Here is an 18,166-nt window from a genome sequence, read left to right on the forward strand (position 1 = left end):
GCCCTAAAAAAGGAATTATTATGTCAACAACCATTAGCAGTGAATTAAATCAGGGCTACCGTAGTGCCTTACTCGCGTATTATATTGGGCAATATGCACCTAATAGCGGTGACACCACTTTAAGCAATATGATTAAAACATCAGACGATGTTTATGAATATTTGCTAATTGACCCACTGGTCACCAATGATGTGGAGACCTCTCGTGTAGCACAAGCGATGTCCAGTATTCAGCAATATATCAATAGTATTGCGTTGAATATGGAACCGGGCTACAACACGCAAAACCTGGACACTAATCAACTTAAACGCTGGAATAAAGGCGCCGATCAGTATGCAATCTGGGGTGGTTATGTTGAACTCGACAGCTACCCGGAAAATTATATTGACCCCACACTGCGCCAGGATCAGACCTCCTGCTTTAACGATCTGATTACTGAACTGAATCAGAAAACGGTCAGCAATGATACCGCTCAACAGGCGGTAATGGGGTATTTAAATCAGTTCGAACAGGTCGCCAACCTGACGATTGTCAGCGGTTATACCGATAATAGCGATCAGACCAAAGGAACCTATTATCTGCTGGGTAAAACCGCTTCTTCACCAGTGCAATACTACTGGCGTTCGTTTGATATGTCTCTCAACGTTGATAACGTTGTAGCATCAAACGCCTGGTCTGAATGGTATCCAGTCAATACCTCCATAAATGATAATCTGATCCAGGGAACGCCGCGCCTGGCTTATTTTAATAATCGTTTATATCTGTTCTGGTTTGAGCGTGCAGAAGGTAATGGCCCGAACGAGAGCGACACTATTACGGATTATTCATCGCAGTGTGATTTTAGCCGCAACTGGTCATCGCCTTATCTCATGTCAACTATTGATAATGATACGGCCAATCATACGAGCAGTGATGACAAATACTGTGACAAATTATTTACCACAAAATATCTTTGTACCGCTTGCGGATACAATGCAAATGACAACAGCCTGCTGGTTTCATTGTATTGCGGCGATGGAGTGACAGCCTATACTGATTCAGGATACAATGATTTCTCATTGACTGTTGATTATTGGTTTAATTTGAAAAAAATTAAAACCGCTATCGAGGGAGATGCTTCTAGCGCACCTGCAAAGTTTCTTTTTAATTATATTGAAAATGATACCATCAAGAATAATCAAAATAAAATTCAATCCTTATTCTTGCTGGATAAGCATTATGTATCTGATGTCAATAGCAACTCTTCACAGTACCACAACGATTTGCAAAAGTTCGGTAATCCCCCGGTACTAACAGAATCCTGTATCCAGTTAACTACAAATGAAACAAATGCTCTTAGCATGACCTGTCTCATTCCTAAAAGTTTTAACACGGCATCTCTGGGGCAAATGTACCGTCAGTCGTTTACCGGTTATTTCGATGGTGCGGATACAAATACAGGGACGCTTAACCTTGATTGCACTATGAATGGCGATACTGTTGTTACTAACATTAACTTTACTAATACGACTGTAACTGCCACTTTTGCCGCGCTTCAATTGGATATCTGGGTAAGTTATTTCTCACAGAACTACACATTAGAAAATGGTGAGGCCAACTGTTCACATGAATGCTTATATTATAAAAATGTCAAATTATCTAACAATGCAAAATCTGATGCCGTATTTATTAACTCAGTTGGCACATGGGTTATTGACCTTGAAGATTGCGTCTTCAAAAATAATAATCCTGTGACACCAAGCTGGAATTTCGAAGTTTATGAAAATAATACGGCCAATTGTTGGCAAGCTTCTGGCTTACAACCATTACTAACAGATACAGCAAACTCTTTTGCAATCGATAATAATCCGTGGGCCGTAGCATTTTCTGACTTTACCGCTGATGAACTGGCAAAAGATACTATTTCCCGCTATATTTCATTTGGTTATGTCAATAATAATGGTGGCGCAACGGCTCGTGCGGAATATGTTATCACGCTCAAAAAAGACACCAGTATTCCAGAAACACCCACAATTACTTCACGACAAGATAATGAGCTGGGTACGGTTGTTTATCTGTCTTTTGCTGGTAAATTTTCCGATGGGATCAGCATTTCTCCTGTCCGCCTGAACACCTTGTTTGCCAAAGAGTTAATCAATAAAGCCAACGTTAGCATTGACGATCTGCTTGCCTGGGACACCCAGCTAACCCTGGAACCCGCAATGGTCAGCGGCGCTAGCCCAACGCCAATGGATTTTTATGGCGCGAATGGCCTCTATTTCTGGGAACTGTTCTTCTATATGCCGTGGCTGGTCGCCAGCCGCCTGAGCCAGGAAGGCAACTACGCCGACGCGCAAAAGTGGTTTAACTATATTTTCGACCCTTCCGCCTGCGGCCGCGTAAGTTCAAATGCCGATTACCCGGAACCGGATTACTGGAGCGTGCGCTCGCTGGTTGAAACTAACTCACAGGAGAGTCTTGCGGCGTTAGTCCTGAACCCAGATGACCCGGATATTATCGCCAAAGCCGATCCTGCGCATTATCAGAAAGCGATCGCCATGGCGTATCTGGCAAATTTGATTGCCGCTGGCGACGCTGATTACCGTCTTTTAACCAACGATGGACTTGCCCAGGCCAAACTGCGCTATATGCAGGTCAAAACGCTGCTTGGTCCTCGCCCGGATATCTCGACGCTACAGCAATGGCAGCCCGATACGCTGAAAAATATCGCCAGCCAGCGCAATACCGACCTCACTGCGCTGGAAGATAGCGCAGGCATTACGCTACATGCTTTCTCCGGCAGCAGCACGGTCGCGCAGGATGTCACCATTAACGACGCGTTTTCGCTGCCGTTAAACGCACAGTTGCTGAACTATTGGGACGTTATCGACTCACGGCTTTACAACCTGCGTCACAACCTCTCTATTACCGGCCAGCCGATTAACATTCCGCTGTACGCCACGCCGGTGAACCCGGCATTGCAGGTACAGATGAATGCCACCGGAGGTTCGTTGTCAGGTCAGGCTTCTACGCTCAGTATGACCATCCCGCCTTACCGTTTCGCCTCCATGCTGCAACACGCCCGCGGCGCGGTCGGCACATTAAGCCAGATGGGACAAACCCTGCTCAGCTACTACGAGCGTAAGGAATCCACCGGATTACAGGAGTTGCAACAGCAACAGGCGCTGGATCTCTCCTCCTTTACCATCAGTCTGCAAAAACAGGCTATTGACGCGCTGAAAGCCGATCAAAAAGCGCTGAAGGCCAGCAAAGATATCGCCCAACAGCGCTACGACTACTATTACGACCTGTACACCACCGGTATCTCCGCCAGCGAGCAGGAAGTAATGAATATGCAATCTTCCGCCAGCGCATTATTCTCTTCCGCAGAGCCCTTCCTGACGACCGGCGCGGCGTTAAATATGGCGCCGAACATCTTCGGCGTGGCCACCGGCGGGGCCGTCTGGGGTGCCGCGCTCACCGCCAGCGGCATGGTATTGCAGTTCAGCGCTAACAGCGTTCAGGCCACGGCGCAGCGTATCCAGGTATCCGAAGAGTATCGTCGCCGCAGCGAAGAATGGAAACAGCAATACCAGCAGGCGGATGCTGAGATGACCAGCATTGACAGGCAACTGGATGCGCTTGCGGTACGTCAGCAGGCGGCCCAGACCTCGCTGCAGCAGGCGCAGACCGAACAGGCAAATCTGCAGTCCACGATGCAGTACATCTCCAGCCGATTCACGCAATCGTCGCTATATAGCTGGCTTATCGGCCAACTGGCGGCGCTTTACTACCAGGCATACGACGCGGTGTTGTCGCTGTGCCTGAGCGCCGAAGCGTGCTGGCAGTATGAGATGGGTGATTTAACCAGCCGTTTCATTCAAACCAACGCCTGGAACGACAGTTACCACGGCCTGCTGGCGGGCGAAACGCTGGAGCTAAACCTGCAGCAGATGGAGTCTGCCTGGCTGTCACGTAACCAACGCCGGCTGGAACTCACCAAAACCGTGTCGCTGAAAACCCTGCTTGGCGATTCTGACTTCGCCAATCTGATCGCGGCCGGAACGGTAAACTTTAGCCTTGATGAGAAGCTGTTTGACAACGATTATCCCGGCCACTACCTGCGCCAGATTAAGTTTGTCACGCTCTCCCTGCCGACGTTGCTTGGCCCATGGCAGGATGTTCGCGCCACGCTCACGCAAACCAGCAGCAGCACGCTTCTGAAAGCGGATATTGATGGTGTGAATTATCTCAACGACGCCACCTCCGGCAATGCTGCGAACGTGGTCACAAACCTACGCGCCAGTCAGCAGATTGCCGTCTCTTCCGGCATGAACGACAGCGGACTGTTCGAACTCAGTTTTGGCGACGAACGCTACCTGCCATTTGAAGGTACCGGCGCAGTATCCAGTTGGCAGTTGAGTTTCCCTCGACCGAAAAGCAGTGAGCAGAAGGCCATTCTCGATAACCTGAGCGACGTCATTGTGCAGGTGCATTACACCGCCGTCTCTGGTGACAGTGACTTCGCGAGCACCGTTGAAAAAACTCTGTAATTTCCCTTGAAAAGTCACCGGCCAGACCTGGCCGGTGACTGGAGCAAAAAAATGTTAAACGAAAATGCATCTTCATCCACGGCCTCACTTATGGTAACCCCCCCTTCCTTACCAAAAGGAGGCGGCACCTTAAGCGGTATGGGAGAGGCGCTCGGTCAGGCAGGTCCTGACGGCATGGCGTCAATGACATTACCTCTTCCCGTAAGCGCGGGTCGCGGTTTTACACCTTCATTGTCACTGACTTACAGCAGCTCTGCGGGAAATAGTATTTTTGGTATTGGCTGGGCGTGCGCTACGCTGCGCATTAGTCGACGAACCAGTCATGGCGTACCGCAGTATAACGACAACGACGAATTTCTTGGCCCTGATGGCGAAGTGCTGGTCAAAACCATTAGTACAAGTAAGACCCCTAACCCCACCACCTGCCAACAATATGGCAGTACGAAACTATCTCAAACCTGGACGGTTACCCGTTATCAGCCACGTACAGAAGGCGCGTTTCATCGTCTGGAGCGCTGGCAAGGTAAGGCCCCAGAGGATGATTTTTGGTTACTGCATGAAAGCGCGGGTAATGTGCATATGCTGGGTAAAACCGCATCAGCTCGTATCAGCGACCCGCATAATACCGCACATATTGCTGAGTGGCTGGTAGAAGAGTCGGTCAATCCCGTAGGGGATCATATTTATTATTGCTGGCAAGCGGAAAATGACAGCAATATCAACCAGGTAGACAAAAATAATCAGCGAGATTGCTCCACACAACGCTATCTCGCCAACGTACAATATGGCTGTCAAACGCCCGCTGCTGATTTGTATCTCTGGAAAAGTGATAAACCTGACGCAAAATGGCTGTTCACGCTTATCTTCGACTATGGCGAACGGTCACTCGATCCCGGCTCGGCCCCTGCTTTCTCAACGACGACAAGTTGGCCTGCTCGTCAGGACGCGTTTTCCCGCTACGAGTATGGGTTTGAGATTCGTACACATCGTCTATGTCATCAGGTATTAATGTTTCATCATTTCCCTGATGAACTAAAACAAGATAATGCCCTGGTTTCACGCTTATTACTGGAATATAACGAAACGCCGGTGCTCAGCCAACTGACATCGGCACAAACGCTTGCCTATGACGCTGACAGCTCGGTACTCTCATGCCCGCCATTAGAGCTTTGTTATTCACAACCTGATATATCTGATACCCAGTGGCAAGAGATGTCATCGCTTGCCGGCCTGGATTCCCCGCCTTATCAGTTGGTGGACCTCTATGGTGAAGGCGTACCGGGCATACTGTGGCTTAATGGCAAAGACTGGCGTTATCGCGCGCCTTGCCGGGGCAAAACGGGTACAGACGAGGTTGTCTATGCCGACTGGGTTAACCTGCCGCAAATCCCGGCCTTGCAAAACACAGCCGCCCGCCTGATAGATATCGACGGCAACGGCCAGCTCGACTGGGTAGTCGCAACACCAGGCATGGCAGGTTTCTTTACTCAACAATCAGATAAAAGCTGGAGCCGTTTTACCCCGTTCAGCGCCCTACCTGAAGAGTTTTTTCATCCACAAGCTCAGTTTACAGAGTTAATGGGGTCCGGACTTATCGATCTGGCGATGATCGGGCCAAAAAGTGTGCGTCTGTATGCTAATGAGGGCAGCGCGTTCAGCGCAGGACTGAATATTAATCAGGATGAAAATATTGAACTGCCAGGCCCTGGGCGGGATGCCCGCGAATTGGTGCTTTTTACCGATATTCTGGGGTCAGGGCAATCACACTTATGCCGCATCCGTTATAACAGCGTTACCTGCTGGCCTAATCTCGGCGGCGGTCGTTTCGGCTCGCCTGTCCAGTTGTCCCTGCCATCGCCGTTAGACAGTGAAGAACAGTTTAATCCTGAAAATTTGTTGTTGGCTGATACCGATGGTTCCGGCGCGCCTGATTTAATCTATGTGCAGCATAACCAGGTGACGGTTTGGTTGAATCAGGGCGGTAATGGTTTCGTTTGCGGGTCCAGTATTGCTTTTCCTGACGGCGTCGTTTATGACCGTCTTTGCCAGCTTACTGTGGCGGATATTCAGGGTAATGGCATGGCTGAACTGGTTCTTACTGTTCCCTGGCCAACCCCTGCGCACTGGCATTTTGCTTTTTGTGCACAAAAACCCTGGCTCCTGGCGGGCACGAATAACAATATTGGCGCCAACACCACGCTCTTTTATCGCAGTTCAGCGCAAGAATGGCTGGATGAAAAACAGCAAAACCCACAGGCGACGCCGGTATTACCTTTCGCTATGCATCTGCTGGTTAAAACAACCACAGAGGATGAAGTTACCGGCAACCAGCTTAGCCAGAGCATCCGTTATCGTAAGGGGGTTTATGATGGCAAAGAGCGTGAATTCCGTGGTTTTGGTTATGTCGAAACTGAAGATACCAATGATGATGCGCTCCCGGTTGGCGACGATACCCCTGTCGCCGCAACGCTCCTGACAAAGTCCTGGTTTCATTGTGGCCGTGAAGAGGATGAAAACACACTATTTGGCACGCCCTGGCGCGGTGATACAGAAGAGATCGCGCTTAATGCCACGCTTCTGACAACCTGGCAGTCAGGAGAGGATCAGGTGTTGAACAACGCCGATGAAGCCACGCGCTGGTGGATGTTCCGTGCATTAAATGGAACAGAGCTGCGCAGCGAAACCTATGGACTGGATAACAGTAGCGTCGCCACTTCTCCTTATACCACCACACAACAGCGAATGCAGGTTCGTCTGGTTCAGGATGGCGCGATGCCCGTTGTATTGCCCGTCGCACTGGAGCAAATAACGCATCATTATGAACGTCTGGTTGGCGACCCACAGGTTTCACAACAGGTGACGCTTCAGGCTGACGACTATGGTTGCGTTACCCGGCAAGTTAGCGTTGCGTACCCCCGTCGCGCTTATCATGCCCTTCAACCCTACCCGGCCAACTTGCCTGATGATGCCTGGGAAAATACCTATGATGACCAACAGCAAAAACTGCGGCTGGTAGAGAGCCTGGCATCTTTTATTCACCTGGAAAATTCACAAACCTGGCGATTGGGGCTTCCCTCTCAACAACGGGTAAATCAACTGCAATTCGATTCTGTTCCCGCTGGCGGTATCAGTTACGAAACGCTTCGGGCAGATAACGGCCTGTTAAGTGCCGGACAAACTCGCTATCTGGCCCAACAAAACGAAATTATCTACACGTCGACGCCCCCTGATTTGCCGGCGCTGGTGCACTATCAACGCACGGCGGTATTGGATGAAACAGCGCTTAAAGCCTATGACGGGATAACTATCCCTGCTGAATACAGTTTCGATAAGCTAGGTTATGTTAAGACACCGGCACTCTTTTCCTTTACAACCGAAGCCGACCTTTGGGCAGTTGAGCACAGCTTTACGCTCTATAACGATGCCAGCCAGTTCTCAACGGTTGCAAGCCAGCAATCTACCGGACTCGTCGGGGCTATAACCTGTCAGTATGACTCGTATTATCTGGTGCCAATTAGCCAACAAGATGTGCTGGGTAACACCGTCAAAATGGAATACGACTATCGTTTCCTGAGCCCATGGCGCATCACTGATATCAATAATAATTATCAGGAGTGTCAACTGGATGCGCTCGGCCGTCTGCTGGCAACCAGTGTATATGGAACAGAAAACGGTGGTCAGGCGGTAGGGTTTGCAAAAATCGCAGACTATCCTGTCTCGTCTTCGCTTACCGTTGAGCAAGCCATTGCGATGGCGACAACGGCGGGGTATCTCCAGCAACTGGCCGCCATCAACGTCACTGATATGTTCAGTTGGATGGGGTGCGTTTCCGCTGACCAGGCAAACAGTGTCACTGCTGATGGCTGGTCGACTCTGCTGCAGAACCGCTTTATTACCTTTACCGGGCATATTCGTTCATCAGGTCATCTTTGGGCGCGTAAAAATCCACAACATCCTCTGGCAAATTTACTGGCTGAGGCAACCCGTAATCCCATCCACAGTGTGACCCTGACCGCAGATAACTATCCTGCAACGCTTGATCCAGATGACTCAACGACCCCCTTGCAACAAACCCGTATTTCGCTGAGCTACAGCGATGGTTTTGGCCGGGCATTGCAGCAATGTGTCCTTTTTCCGGATGGGAAAGCCTGGCACAGAGAAAGCGATGGAGAAATCAGTACAACAGAGATCGATGCCAGCCCTCGCTGGGCCGTTTCCGGACGCACTGAGTATGACAATAAAGGCCAGCCGGTTCGCAACTATCAACCCTTTTTCCTTGATGACTGGCACTACGTTGTCGATACCGCTATGCGTACGAATGGCTATAGCGACACGCATTATTACGATGCAACGGGCCGCAATATTCGCACGGTTACGGCTAAAGGCTATCTGCGCCGCAATACCTACTATGCCTGGTTTACGGTCGCAGAAGATGAAAACGACACGGTGGGCCTGGAGAATATTCCCGTATGACTTTAGCAATCGCCACGCCGGTGATTGCCGTCTGCGATAACCTCGGTATCACCATTCGTACTCTTAACTGGAACCGCGAGGATAAAGACAGTCCGCGCCGGCTTCTGGTTAACCACACCCGGCTGGATACGGCCAGCCGGGCCACCGTACAGCGCGATCCTCGCCGTTTCGCCGCCTGGCAACAGGACGATACGGCGTTGCCGAACCTGTACTGTATGGCATCGTTGACAGGTCAGACGCTGAAACGCGCCAGTACTGACAGCGGCTGGCAGGTAACGCGCTTTGATGCCGCCAGCCGCCCTGTGTGGTCCATTGATGGTCGGGACGCCGTACACGCTCAGGTTTACGATACGCTGGGCCGCCCGCAGAGCGGTAGCGAACAGCTAAAAGGCGAGGCATTGCGGGTAAGCTGGCGTCACGCCTACACGGATACCTGTTCTGCAGATGCTAACGCGCAGAAAAACAACCTGCGCGGATTATGCGTACAGCGCTGGGATGATAGCGGTCTGCAAACTGTCGAATCGATGGCGCTGAGCGGAGCAATTCTCTGCCAGACGCAGCAGTTCCTCTTATCTGCGCAAGCGCAGCCTGACTGGCCGGAGGATGATGCCGACAGACAGGCGCTACTGGAGGATAAGATTTATGTTTCGACAATATCTGCCGATGCGCGCGGTATTAGCCTGAACCAGACCGATGCAATGGGGAATCAGCAGAGCTGGCGTTATGACGTCAGTTCCCATGTAAAAAGCCAGTATGCGACACTTTCAGAGGGTAAAAAACAGACACTGCTTGAGGACATTATGTGGAATGCCGCAAGCCAGGTTCTGGAGGAAACCACGGGTAACGGCGTGACCACAACCTACCGCTATGAGCCCGAAACACAGCGTCTCTCGGCGATGAGCGCACTACGCGCCGACAGCGCTCTGCTTCAGGATCTGGTCTACGGCTACGACAATACTGGTAATTTAATTTCAATTACTGATAACACCATTGCGACCCGCTACTTTCAGAATCAGCAAACCGACGGATTAAGGGAGTTCACTTATGACGCACTCTACCAATTGCTGGAGGCAACCGGGCGCGAGAATGCCGGTAATACCGCCGTCCCGTATGCTGCTCTCCCCGCTTCTATCCCAATAGACAGCAATCAAACCATCGGTTATACCCGCTCCTTTCGCTATGATGACAGCGGTAATCTGCTCTCCCTCTCTCACCAGGGCGCCGCAAGCTTTACCCGTACAATGGTGATAAGTGATATGTCCAACCGCAGCAGGTTGCAAAACGACACCGGAACGCTGACGCCGGATGACGTTGATGCTGCGTTCGACCCTGATGGCAACCTCCTCAATCTGCAGGTGTCTGCCACTGCCTCTGACCCACTCATCTGGGACGCCAGTAACCATCTACAAACGGTCAACCTACTTGATCGTAACGGCGACATCCAGCAGAGCGATCGGGAGATTTACCAGTACAGCGCCGGGATACGCATGCGCAAACAGACACGCCGCCTGACAAAAGCCGAAGATAATCGGTGGACTGTTGATGAGGTGCGTTACCTGCCCGGTCTGGAACTGCGACGTCACTGGCAGGAGACGGTCAGCGGCGACACCATTACGCCGCAGGCGGTTACTGAAGAACTGCATGTGATAACCACCCAGGCGGGGCGCGCCGGTATCCGACTGCTGCACTGGAAAACAGGTAAACCTGACAGCATTGATAATGACCAGGCACGCTGGCAGTTGAGCGACAATATTTATGCGCTGGAGCTGGATGCGCAGGGGCAAACTATCAGCCGCGAAGAGTACTACCCCTTCGGCGGTACTGCGGTGTGGGCGACACGCAGTGAGGTGGAGACCGATTATAACGTGATTCGTTATTCTGGCAAAGAGCGTGACGGTACCGGATTGTATTACTACGGCTACCGCTATTACGCTCCCTGGCTGTGCCGTTGGACGGCAGCCGATCCGGGCCAGGAAATTGACGGGCTGAATCTGTACCGCATGGTGAGAAATAATCCGATCACGTTGACGGACGTTGACGGATTAATGCCTAAATTAGCGTTGACGAAGGAGGAAATCGCAGAATTTGAGCATTTATATGAAAGCGCGCTGAAAAGTGGAAAATATGAAAAAAATTCCCCTGCTATGAAACGCTTCGTTCTCACCAACCATTCACGCGCCAGTACATATTCCTTAAAAAGCGAAACCATTATAAATGTTCTTTTTCACATCATGTATGAACAGTCAAAATATGTCCTTCCGCCTGCATCCTCACAGAAAGCCATGAGTGCAAGTAAAGAAGCAAAAGCTAAAGCAGCTCAGGCGGCTGCCGACAATGGGAAAAAAGCAATACTCTATGTTTGGGCTGCACAATCCCCCTTGATACAAAACGCCTCTCCCACAGAGAAATTGAACGCAGACAAAATTGTTAGACATATAAGAAAACTAAACAGAGATCCAAATGCAACCAGAGATCGGTATGACATTTTCGAGCAAAACGCACATAAAGGTGTGGCGAACGGCATATATGAACTTGATGGTAAGACTGGCGCAGAACTTGCCGACCTTCTTGATGACTATATTAAGAATCACGCCACATTAATAAAGAAAAAACTCTATCGGGGAACAACGGCATTGCCATCCGTTAGGCCTGGTCAATTCACCGCGACATCGGAAAATCGGGATATTGCTGGATTGTTCGGGCCACATATCGAAACCTTTAGTGGCGGATATGCAGTACGGGTACCCAATATTTATTGCAACAGAGATGAAAAAGAATATTTATTCAGTCGGATCGCCCCGCCCAAACTGGCTCACTCTACCAATCCTCGCCAGAGAGCATTAGATCCTGGCGCTGGGTGTAGTAAAGCCGCCTGAGTCTTCATGTCTTGTCTCATTCCCATTACGGGAATGAGACTTTTTAAATAATGTTCGGCATTAACCACAATGCGTTACATTCTGTATTTCCCACTGAAGTGATTATCAATTCAATATTTTTAACTTTTACTCGCCTGATATTCATCATTCTCCATCTATACCATACAGCGTGCTGTTATTGCACCAGTTACCTCCTTATTTAGCATCATTTCCAATGTTTATCTGGCTACGCTGACAGGATGCGTAACTAACAAGCGTAATACTACTGAGGAGTGAAAATAATGTGCACTGTAACAGTTGCTGCAGGCACTCCGGTTATCAGCGTTAATGATAATCGGGGATTTACTGTACGTATACTAAACTGGAACCGTGAAAAAGCGTCCGTTCCACGGCGTCTTTTGGTTGACCACAGCTACCATGCTGATGAGAGCCCGGTGGAAGAAAAACGTGATCCCAGGCTATTTTCAGCATGGCTAAATGACCGGAGTGTGGTGGCAAATTTGCGCAATATGTCATCTCTTGCCGGGCAGGTAATCAAAAGGGAGAGTACCGACAGCGGATGGTTGGTCACGCTTTTTGATGCCGCGGCTCGCCTGGTGTGGTTCACTGATGGTCGGGGCACCACGCAAGAGCAAACCTACGATGAACTGGGCCGACCGGTACAGACAAAGGAGCAGCAAAAAGGCGGGGAAAAACGCGTCAGCCGAATAACTGAATATGGCGATAAAGGTCTGGAGGGCGATAATCTGAAAGGGCTACCTGTACGGCAGTATGATGACAGCGGCCTGCAAATCATCGATTCTGTCGCGTTGAGCGGAGCAACCTTACAAATATCGCAGCAATTCCTGGCGTCAGGTGACATCGCGCCAAACTGGCCCGCAGACGACACTAGCAGAAAACGTCTTCTGGATTCGGAAATCTATGTGACTTCACTACAAGCAGATGCTTCCGCAAATACGCTAAACAGAACCGACGCCATGGGGCACCAACAAAGCTGGCGCTATGATGTCAGCGGAAAAGTAACAAGTCAGGCCATAAAACTGGCTGGTGAAACTAAACAGACGTTACTTGAACATATCAGTTGGAGTGCTGCGAGTCAGGTTTTAGAAGAGAAAACAAGCAACGGCGTAACCACGGCATACGGCTATGAGCCTGAAACACAATGGCTATCGACACTGGCAGCACAGCGCGCTGATAACACAGTACTTCAGTCACTGGTATATGGTTACGACAATACAGGAAATGTCACCTCGATTACGGATAACCTGGTAGCAACACGCTACTACCAAAATCAGGTCACGGACGGGCAGAAAGAATTCAGCTATGACGCCCTCTACCAGTTGCTGGAAGCCACGGGGCGGGAAAACGCCGGGAACAAAATAATACCCTACAGCAGTTTACCTGCCGCACTGACGCCTATCCCCACGGACAACAGTCAGTATGTAAACTACACCCGCACCTGGATCTGGGATGACAGCGGCAACTTGCAGTCACTGGCTCACACAGGGGCCGGAAACTATACGCGAACGATGGTAACAGAGACGACATCAAACCGTAGTGTACAAATGAACGACGGTGGAGCGCAGGATTCAGATGAGGTAAGCCAGTGGTTCGATAACAATGGCAACCTGAAGCAGTTACAGATTTCGGCCTCTTCATCCAGTAATAACATGCTCTGGGACGGCAGCAATAACCTGCAGACGGTAGTGCTACTGTGCCGCGACGCCACGGATATGACGCAGAATGATCGGGAAATTTACCAGTATAGCGGCAGCAGGCGCGTGCGTAAGCAGACCCGCACCCTGACGAATGCCAGCCAGCAGCTTTGGAGCGTAGATGAAGTACGCTACCTGCCGGGTCTTGAGCTACGGCAAAGCTGGCAGGAGTCAGTAGAGGATAACAACGTTATTTCAGTAAACACATCGCAAGAACTTCATGCCGTAACCGGTCAAATAGGCCGTGCCGGCATACGGATATTGCACTGGGAATCAGGTAAACCGGATGGCATTGATAACAATCAGCTACGCTGGAGCCTTTGCGACAATATCGGCTCAGCATCGCTGGAACTGGATGCTGATGGCCAGCAAATTAGCCGGGAAGAGTACTATCCTTTCGGCGGTACCGCGGTGTGGGCGGCACGCAGCGAACTGGAAGCCAGCTATAAAGTGATTCGCTACTCCGGTAAAGAACGTGACGGCACCGGATTGTATTACTACGGCTACCGCTATTACGCCCCCTGGCTATGTCGCTGGACAGCCGCCGACCCGGGGCGGGAGATCGACGGCCTGAATTTATACCGGATGGTGAGAAATAATCCACTGACACTTGCGGATGCCGAAGGCCTCGCTCCGACAGCATCAGGTAGCGCTGAGACGCCCAAACTTTCTGCTAAGCAATTTAAGGAAGTCAACGGAGTCTATAAAAAAATGGCAACGGGTAAACTCTGGCAGAGGAAACCCAATGGTCCGGCAGTAAGTATACCTGGCTCAACTTATGAGGTACGTGCCATCAGCGCCAGGAACATCGAAAATCTGAAAAAAAGGTTGGGGAAAGCAAGCCAGGAACAACTGGATTTTTTTCAAAGGTTTAAGCAGCTTGAATTCCAGATGGTGCATCACACCAATGCCTGGATAACCAATCCTGAAACATTAGAAACGACTTTTTTAAGCCGCGATGAGTTAATAAAAAGAAAGATGGTGTTTGATAAAACCCATACCACCAAAGCTGATGTTGTTCAACTTGCTAATACCGGGTTCGCTTTCTTTGCCCTTTCGGTTAAAGGGATTAAACTGCAAAAGAACAGTAGTCGCTTTGGCAGCAACGCGCATGTGACATCGATAGACAAGGCGAAACAGAAAAGTCCCTATATGGCTGAAGCGCATATGATTCTTAACGATACATTAAAATTCCAGGAGAGAAAAGTATCAGATAGATTAGTTACCCTACTGGGTGGGGATGATATAGCGCGTAAAGATGCGATAGCGTTTAGTAAGCAGGTTGTCGCAGAAAATGCCGTAGATACGCTTTTTCATATTGATGATCTTCATATGGGCCTTTCGTTATCTATTCTCTGGAGTATTAAAACAGCGCCCATTTCGGAAAGATCCAGGAAAATTTTATTGGGTGTTAAGGGCGAAGCACAGTTTGAACAATTAATTACTACCTTATTCAGGCCCCAGATACTGGTTCCTGTGGAATTGACGGTTTAATATTACAGTATACCTACTGTATTAATTGTCTATATAAAAACATACGGCCAATTTTGAACATTTCAGGTTGGCCGCTCATGACATCATACAAAAAATAAGGAACACGTTCACTATCACCCAATAAATAGTGGATAAATCGCTAAACGAGATCGGCTGTAAAATGGAGTGATTCAGAATGCAACGCTTTCGCCTGATTATGCTGGGCCGTCTTTATCGTCGTGATCACCGCCGCGCTGATTACCTGAATTTGCGCGTTTCCCTAAGTATCAGAAGAGGATTGAGCTACAGATAATTTGCCCACGCATTATCTGCCGTCCAGTCAATTACCGCCTCCCGCGATGCTTTACCATATTGATCGACGACATATGTCGTTAAGGTAATCGGAGCATTACCGCTTGCGATAGCGCTCGTGGCTGACGCATCCAGCCTGGTGAGAAGCGATGCCGTCCAGTGTATAGTTATTGACGCCGCTGCGCTGCCAGGCTGGCAGCGCTATCACAAATTGCTCGGGGCTACTGGTCGTGATTTTAACGCCGTGGTTGAAGAAGGTACCACCGTGCCATTCAATATGATCCAGGCCATATTTGGTTTTCACTTTTGCCATTATTGCCTGTTTTGTCTGCTTGCCCTTTGCCAGTGCAAGAGGTAATGAAAGTGAAATCAGATCCTGTTTACGGCGCTCAGGGGCAATATTAGTTATATATGATTACTCTTGTCCGCTTGTAAATCAACTATCCGTTTTCCTAAAAAAACGAGTACACGAATAGAAAGCGTAGAGGCAACAACAGCCCCAACGGACGAAGGGATTATTAACATCACAGAGAAGTGTTTATCAATTAAATGCGTTAATGCTAACGCAACCAAATCAGCGCATATAATACCTATAATTACTGATACAACAAAAAGGATAATGCGGACAGATAGTATATACTCCGACGCCGACACTACAAATACTGTACTTCCAGCAATTGCCCCAAGAATAATCCATACTGTATCTTGCCCAAGTAACTGGAACATTCATTCCTCCTTACCTTCTTAAGTTAATATCCTTATGAGCTTACATAAATTATAAAAACCGTATTATCCTGAAAGGATCTATTGGTTAATAACAAAATTATATACCGGTGCCCATTGTCCTGTTTCGATTACTGTAGCATGTCTTTCAGCCCGTTCCGGTGTCTGTTTTGCCCAAATACTCCTTCTCATTTCATCTGCTGCGTTATTCCAATCCTGCCCAGTTATCGCCACGAGCATATTATTAAAACCAGCAAGACCATTCACCCCCATCTGATATGCCATTGATATCAGGATATCTGCACGTACTGAATTGCTGTATAACAAAGCCCGATTGATCTTCTCATTCCGTTGCATACTCCTGTAAACCCTATCAATATTTTCCTGAAGCCAGGCCTCGATGACATTATCTGTTAAACAAAATGTATAGTTTTTCAGACTAGCGCCTTGTGGACCAAGCTTAAATCCAACGCCAACAGTAGGATAACCGAGACTATCAATATAAGGTTTATGACTAACTCCCTCTTCCATTTTTAGCAATGAGAAAATTTCGCTATTTTTATACATTTATCTAACCTTACATTATTTTAGATAACCTTTTTATAGTTTACTGTGTCGCTATTATTTTATAGCGATAGACATTAAACCGATTGAATCGATTATACCAGGATATAAAATTACACAATCCACTGTTTATAGTCGTGATTGTTTTTTAATTCAATCTCGCGATAACAAGTTTAATAAAATATTAAATTTGTTTTTATAAAAATATTTCCCAAGCTATTACATTGTGTAACATCATTTAAAAATACTTATCAAGTATAAATTATTCGGTGCCATTACCTTTTACTACTCTCCGTGAATGCAATAATGATAGCTTGTTAAATATAGTGTTTTTATCATTTTTTACGCAAATCTGCTCAAATCTAAAAACAATGATTAGGTAGTGAATTCCGCCTGTACCTACTGCAATCAATTGCATGAAAATAACTAATCATTTGAAATTAATAATATTTAAAAATAATGCCGTATGATTTAACTTAACAGAAGTCCTTTTGCCGGATGGCGGCGCAAGCGCCTGCTCCTCGGACAAGCAGGTATTCATGTCATTTATCCCTTTACAGGTTTTACTACTAACCCATGCACTAATTAGGGTAAAATTTACGCTCTTGGCAATGTGGTGAATCTGGACGATTTCCGCGCTGAAAACAATAATCATTCTAATAAAACTCAGGAGATACAGCATGCCTGAAGTAACACCTTTTCAGGTGCTTATTGTGGACGACCATCCACTTATGCGGCGAGGTATTCGTCAATTACTGGAACTGGACCCGGCTTTTCATGTCGTTGCCGAAGCGGGCGATGGGGCAAGCGCGATCGATCTGGCGAATCGCATTGAGCCCGATCTGATCCTACTGGATCTGAATATGAAAGGTCTGAGCGGGTTAGATACCCTGAACGCGCTACGCCGGGATGGCGTGACGGCGCAAATTATTATTCTTACCGTCTCGGATTCCGCCAGCGATATCTACGCGCTGATCGACGCCGGCGCCGACGGCTATCTACTCAAAGATAGCGATCCGGAGGTACTGCTGGAGGCCATTCGCAAAGGCGCTAACGGCGGTAAAGTCTTTAGCGATCGGGTTAGCGAATATCTGCGTGAGCGCGAACGGTTTGGCGTGCAGGAAGATCCCTTTAGTATTCTGACCGAACGAGAGTTAGATGTCCTGCATGAGCTGGCGCAGGGGCTTTCTAACAAACAGATTGCGTCAGTGCTGAATATTTCTGAGCAGACGGTTAAGGTGCACATTCGTAATCTGCTTCGCAAGCTTAACGTGCGCTCGCGCGTCGCGGCGACCATTCTGTTTTTACAAACGCGCGGAATGCAGTAACAAAGTATGCCCGATGGCCTGGCACCACCGGGCCGTCAGGGCATTATTTCTCCTGCGCCAGCGCCTGGCGGATACTGCGCTCAATCACCGCCCGCCGGGCGTCGCCGGCCGGCAGTAACTTCAGCATCATCTCCCAGGCCGCCACCGCCTCGCCAGAACGCCCCTGCTCA

The 18,166-nt window shown here is 48.9% G+C and carries 8 protein-coding genes and 1 pseudogene; 5 read left to right on the top strand and 4 right to left on the bottom strand.

The window, feature by feature from the left end; translation table 11 throughout:
• The first annotated feature begins 20 nt into the window (after window positions 1-20).
• From F4V72_RS19500 to F4V72_RS19515, 4 genes are all read left to right on the top strand, one after another.
• Complete coding sequence (locus tag F4V72_RS19500; RefSeq protein ID WP_136058175.1) at window positions 21-4,532, top strand: neuraminidase-like domain-containing protein; 4,512 nt, start codon at window positions 21-23, stop codon at window positions 4,530-4,532.
• Window positions 4,533-4,583: 51 nt separating this feature from the next.
• Window positions 4,584-9,005, top strand: a complete 4,422-nt coding sequence (locus tag F4V72_RS24645; RefSeq protein WP_275557385.1) for a SpvB/TcaC N-terminal domain-containing protein — start codon at window positions 4,584-4,586, stop codon at window positions 9,003-9,005.
• Complete coding sequence (locus F4V72_RS19510) at window positions 9,002-11,881, top strand: RHS repeat-associated core domain-containing protein (protein ID WP_136058174.1); 2,880 nt, start codon at window positions 9,002-9,004, stop codon at window positions 11,879-11,881. Before F4V72_RS24645 ends, F4V72_RS19510 begins: the two co-directional genes overlap by 4 nt.
• 281 nt (window positions 11,882-12,162) lie before the next feature.
• Window positions 12,163-15,090, top strand: a complete 2,928-nt coding sequence (locus tag F4V72_RS19515) for an RHS repeat domain-containing protein (protein ID WP_223556035.1) — start codon at window positions 12,163-12,165, stop codon at window positions 15,088-15,090.
• Window positions 15,091-15,478: 388 nt separating this feature from the next.
• Here the strand turns inward: F4V72_RS19515 and F4V72_RS19520 are convergent, their stop codons facing one another.
• The 3 genes from F4V72_RS19520 to F4V72_RS19530 all read right to left on the bottom strand — a co-directional run bounded on the left by F4V72_RS19520 (window position 15,479) and on the right by F4V72_RS19530 (window position 16,671).
• A complete protein-coding gene (locus tag F4V72_RS19520; protein WP_053528829.1) occupies window positions 15,479-15,694 on the bottom strand; it encodes a hypothetical protein in 216 nt (71 codons plus the stop codon).
• Between the two features lie 92 nt (window positions 15,695-15,786).
• A complete protein-coding gene (locus F4V72_RS19525; protein WP_023248369.1) occupies window positions 15,787-16,107 on the bottom strand; it encodes a putative holin in 321 nt (106 codons plus the stop codon).
• A 78-nt stretch (window positions 16,108-16,185) separates the two neighbouring features.
• Window positions 16,186-16,671: a glycoside hydrolase family protein gene (locus tag F4V72_RS19530; protein WP_023248370.1), complete on the bottom strand. Its 486-nt coding sequence runs from the start codon at window positions 16,669-16,671 to the stop codon at window positions 16,186-16,188.
• Window positions 16,672-17,348: 677 nt separating this feature from the next.
• Here F4V72_RS19530 and narP point away from each other — a divergent pair.
• A complete protein-coding gene (gene narP, locus F4V72_RS19535; protein ID WP_023248372.1) occupies window positions 17,349-17,996 on the top strand; it encodes a nitrate/nitrite response regulator protein NarP in 648 nt (215 codons plus the stop codon).
• 43 nt (window positions 17,997-18,039) lie between these two features.
• On the opposite strand, the pseudogene F4V72_RS19540 reads toward narP, so the two are convergent.
• Window positions 18,040-18,166 (bottom strand): annotated as a pseudogene (locus F4V72_RS19540) (cytochrome c biogenesis protein CcmH); the annotation flags it as partial.

Source organism: Salmonella enterica subsp. diarizonae (assembly GCF_008692785.1).
Classification (GTDB): domain Bacteria; phylum Pseudomonadota; class Gammaproteobacteria; order Enterobacterales; family Enterobacteriaceae; genus Salmonella; species Salmonella diarizonae.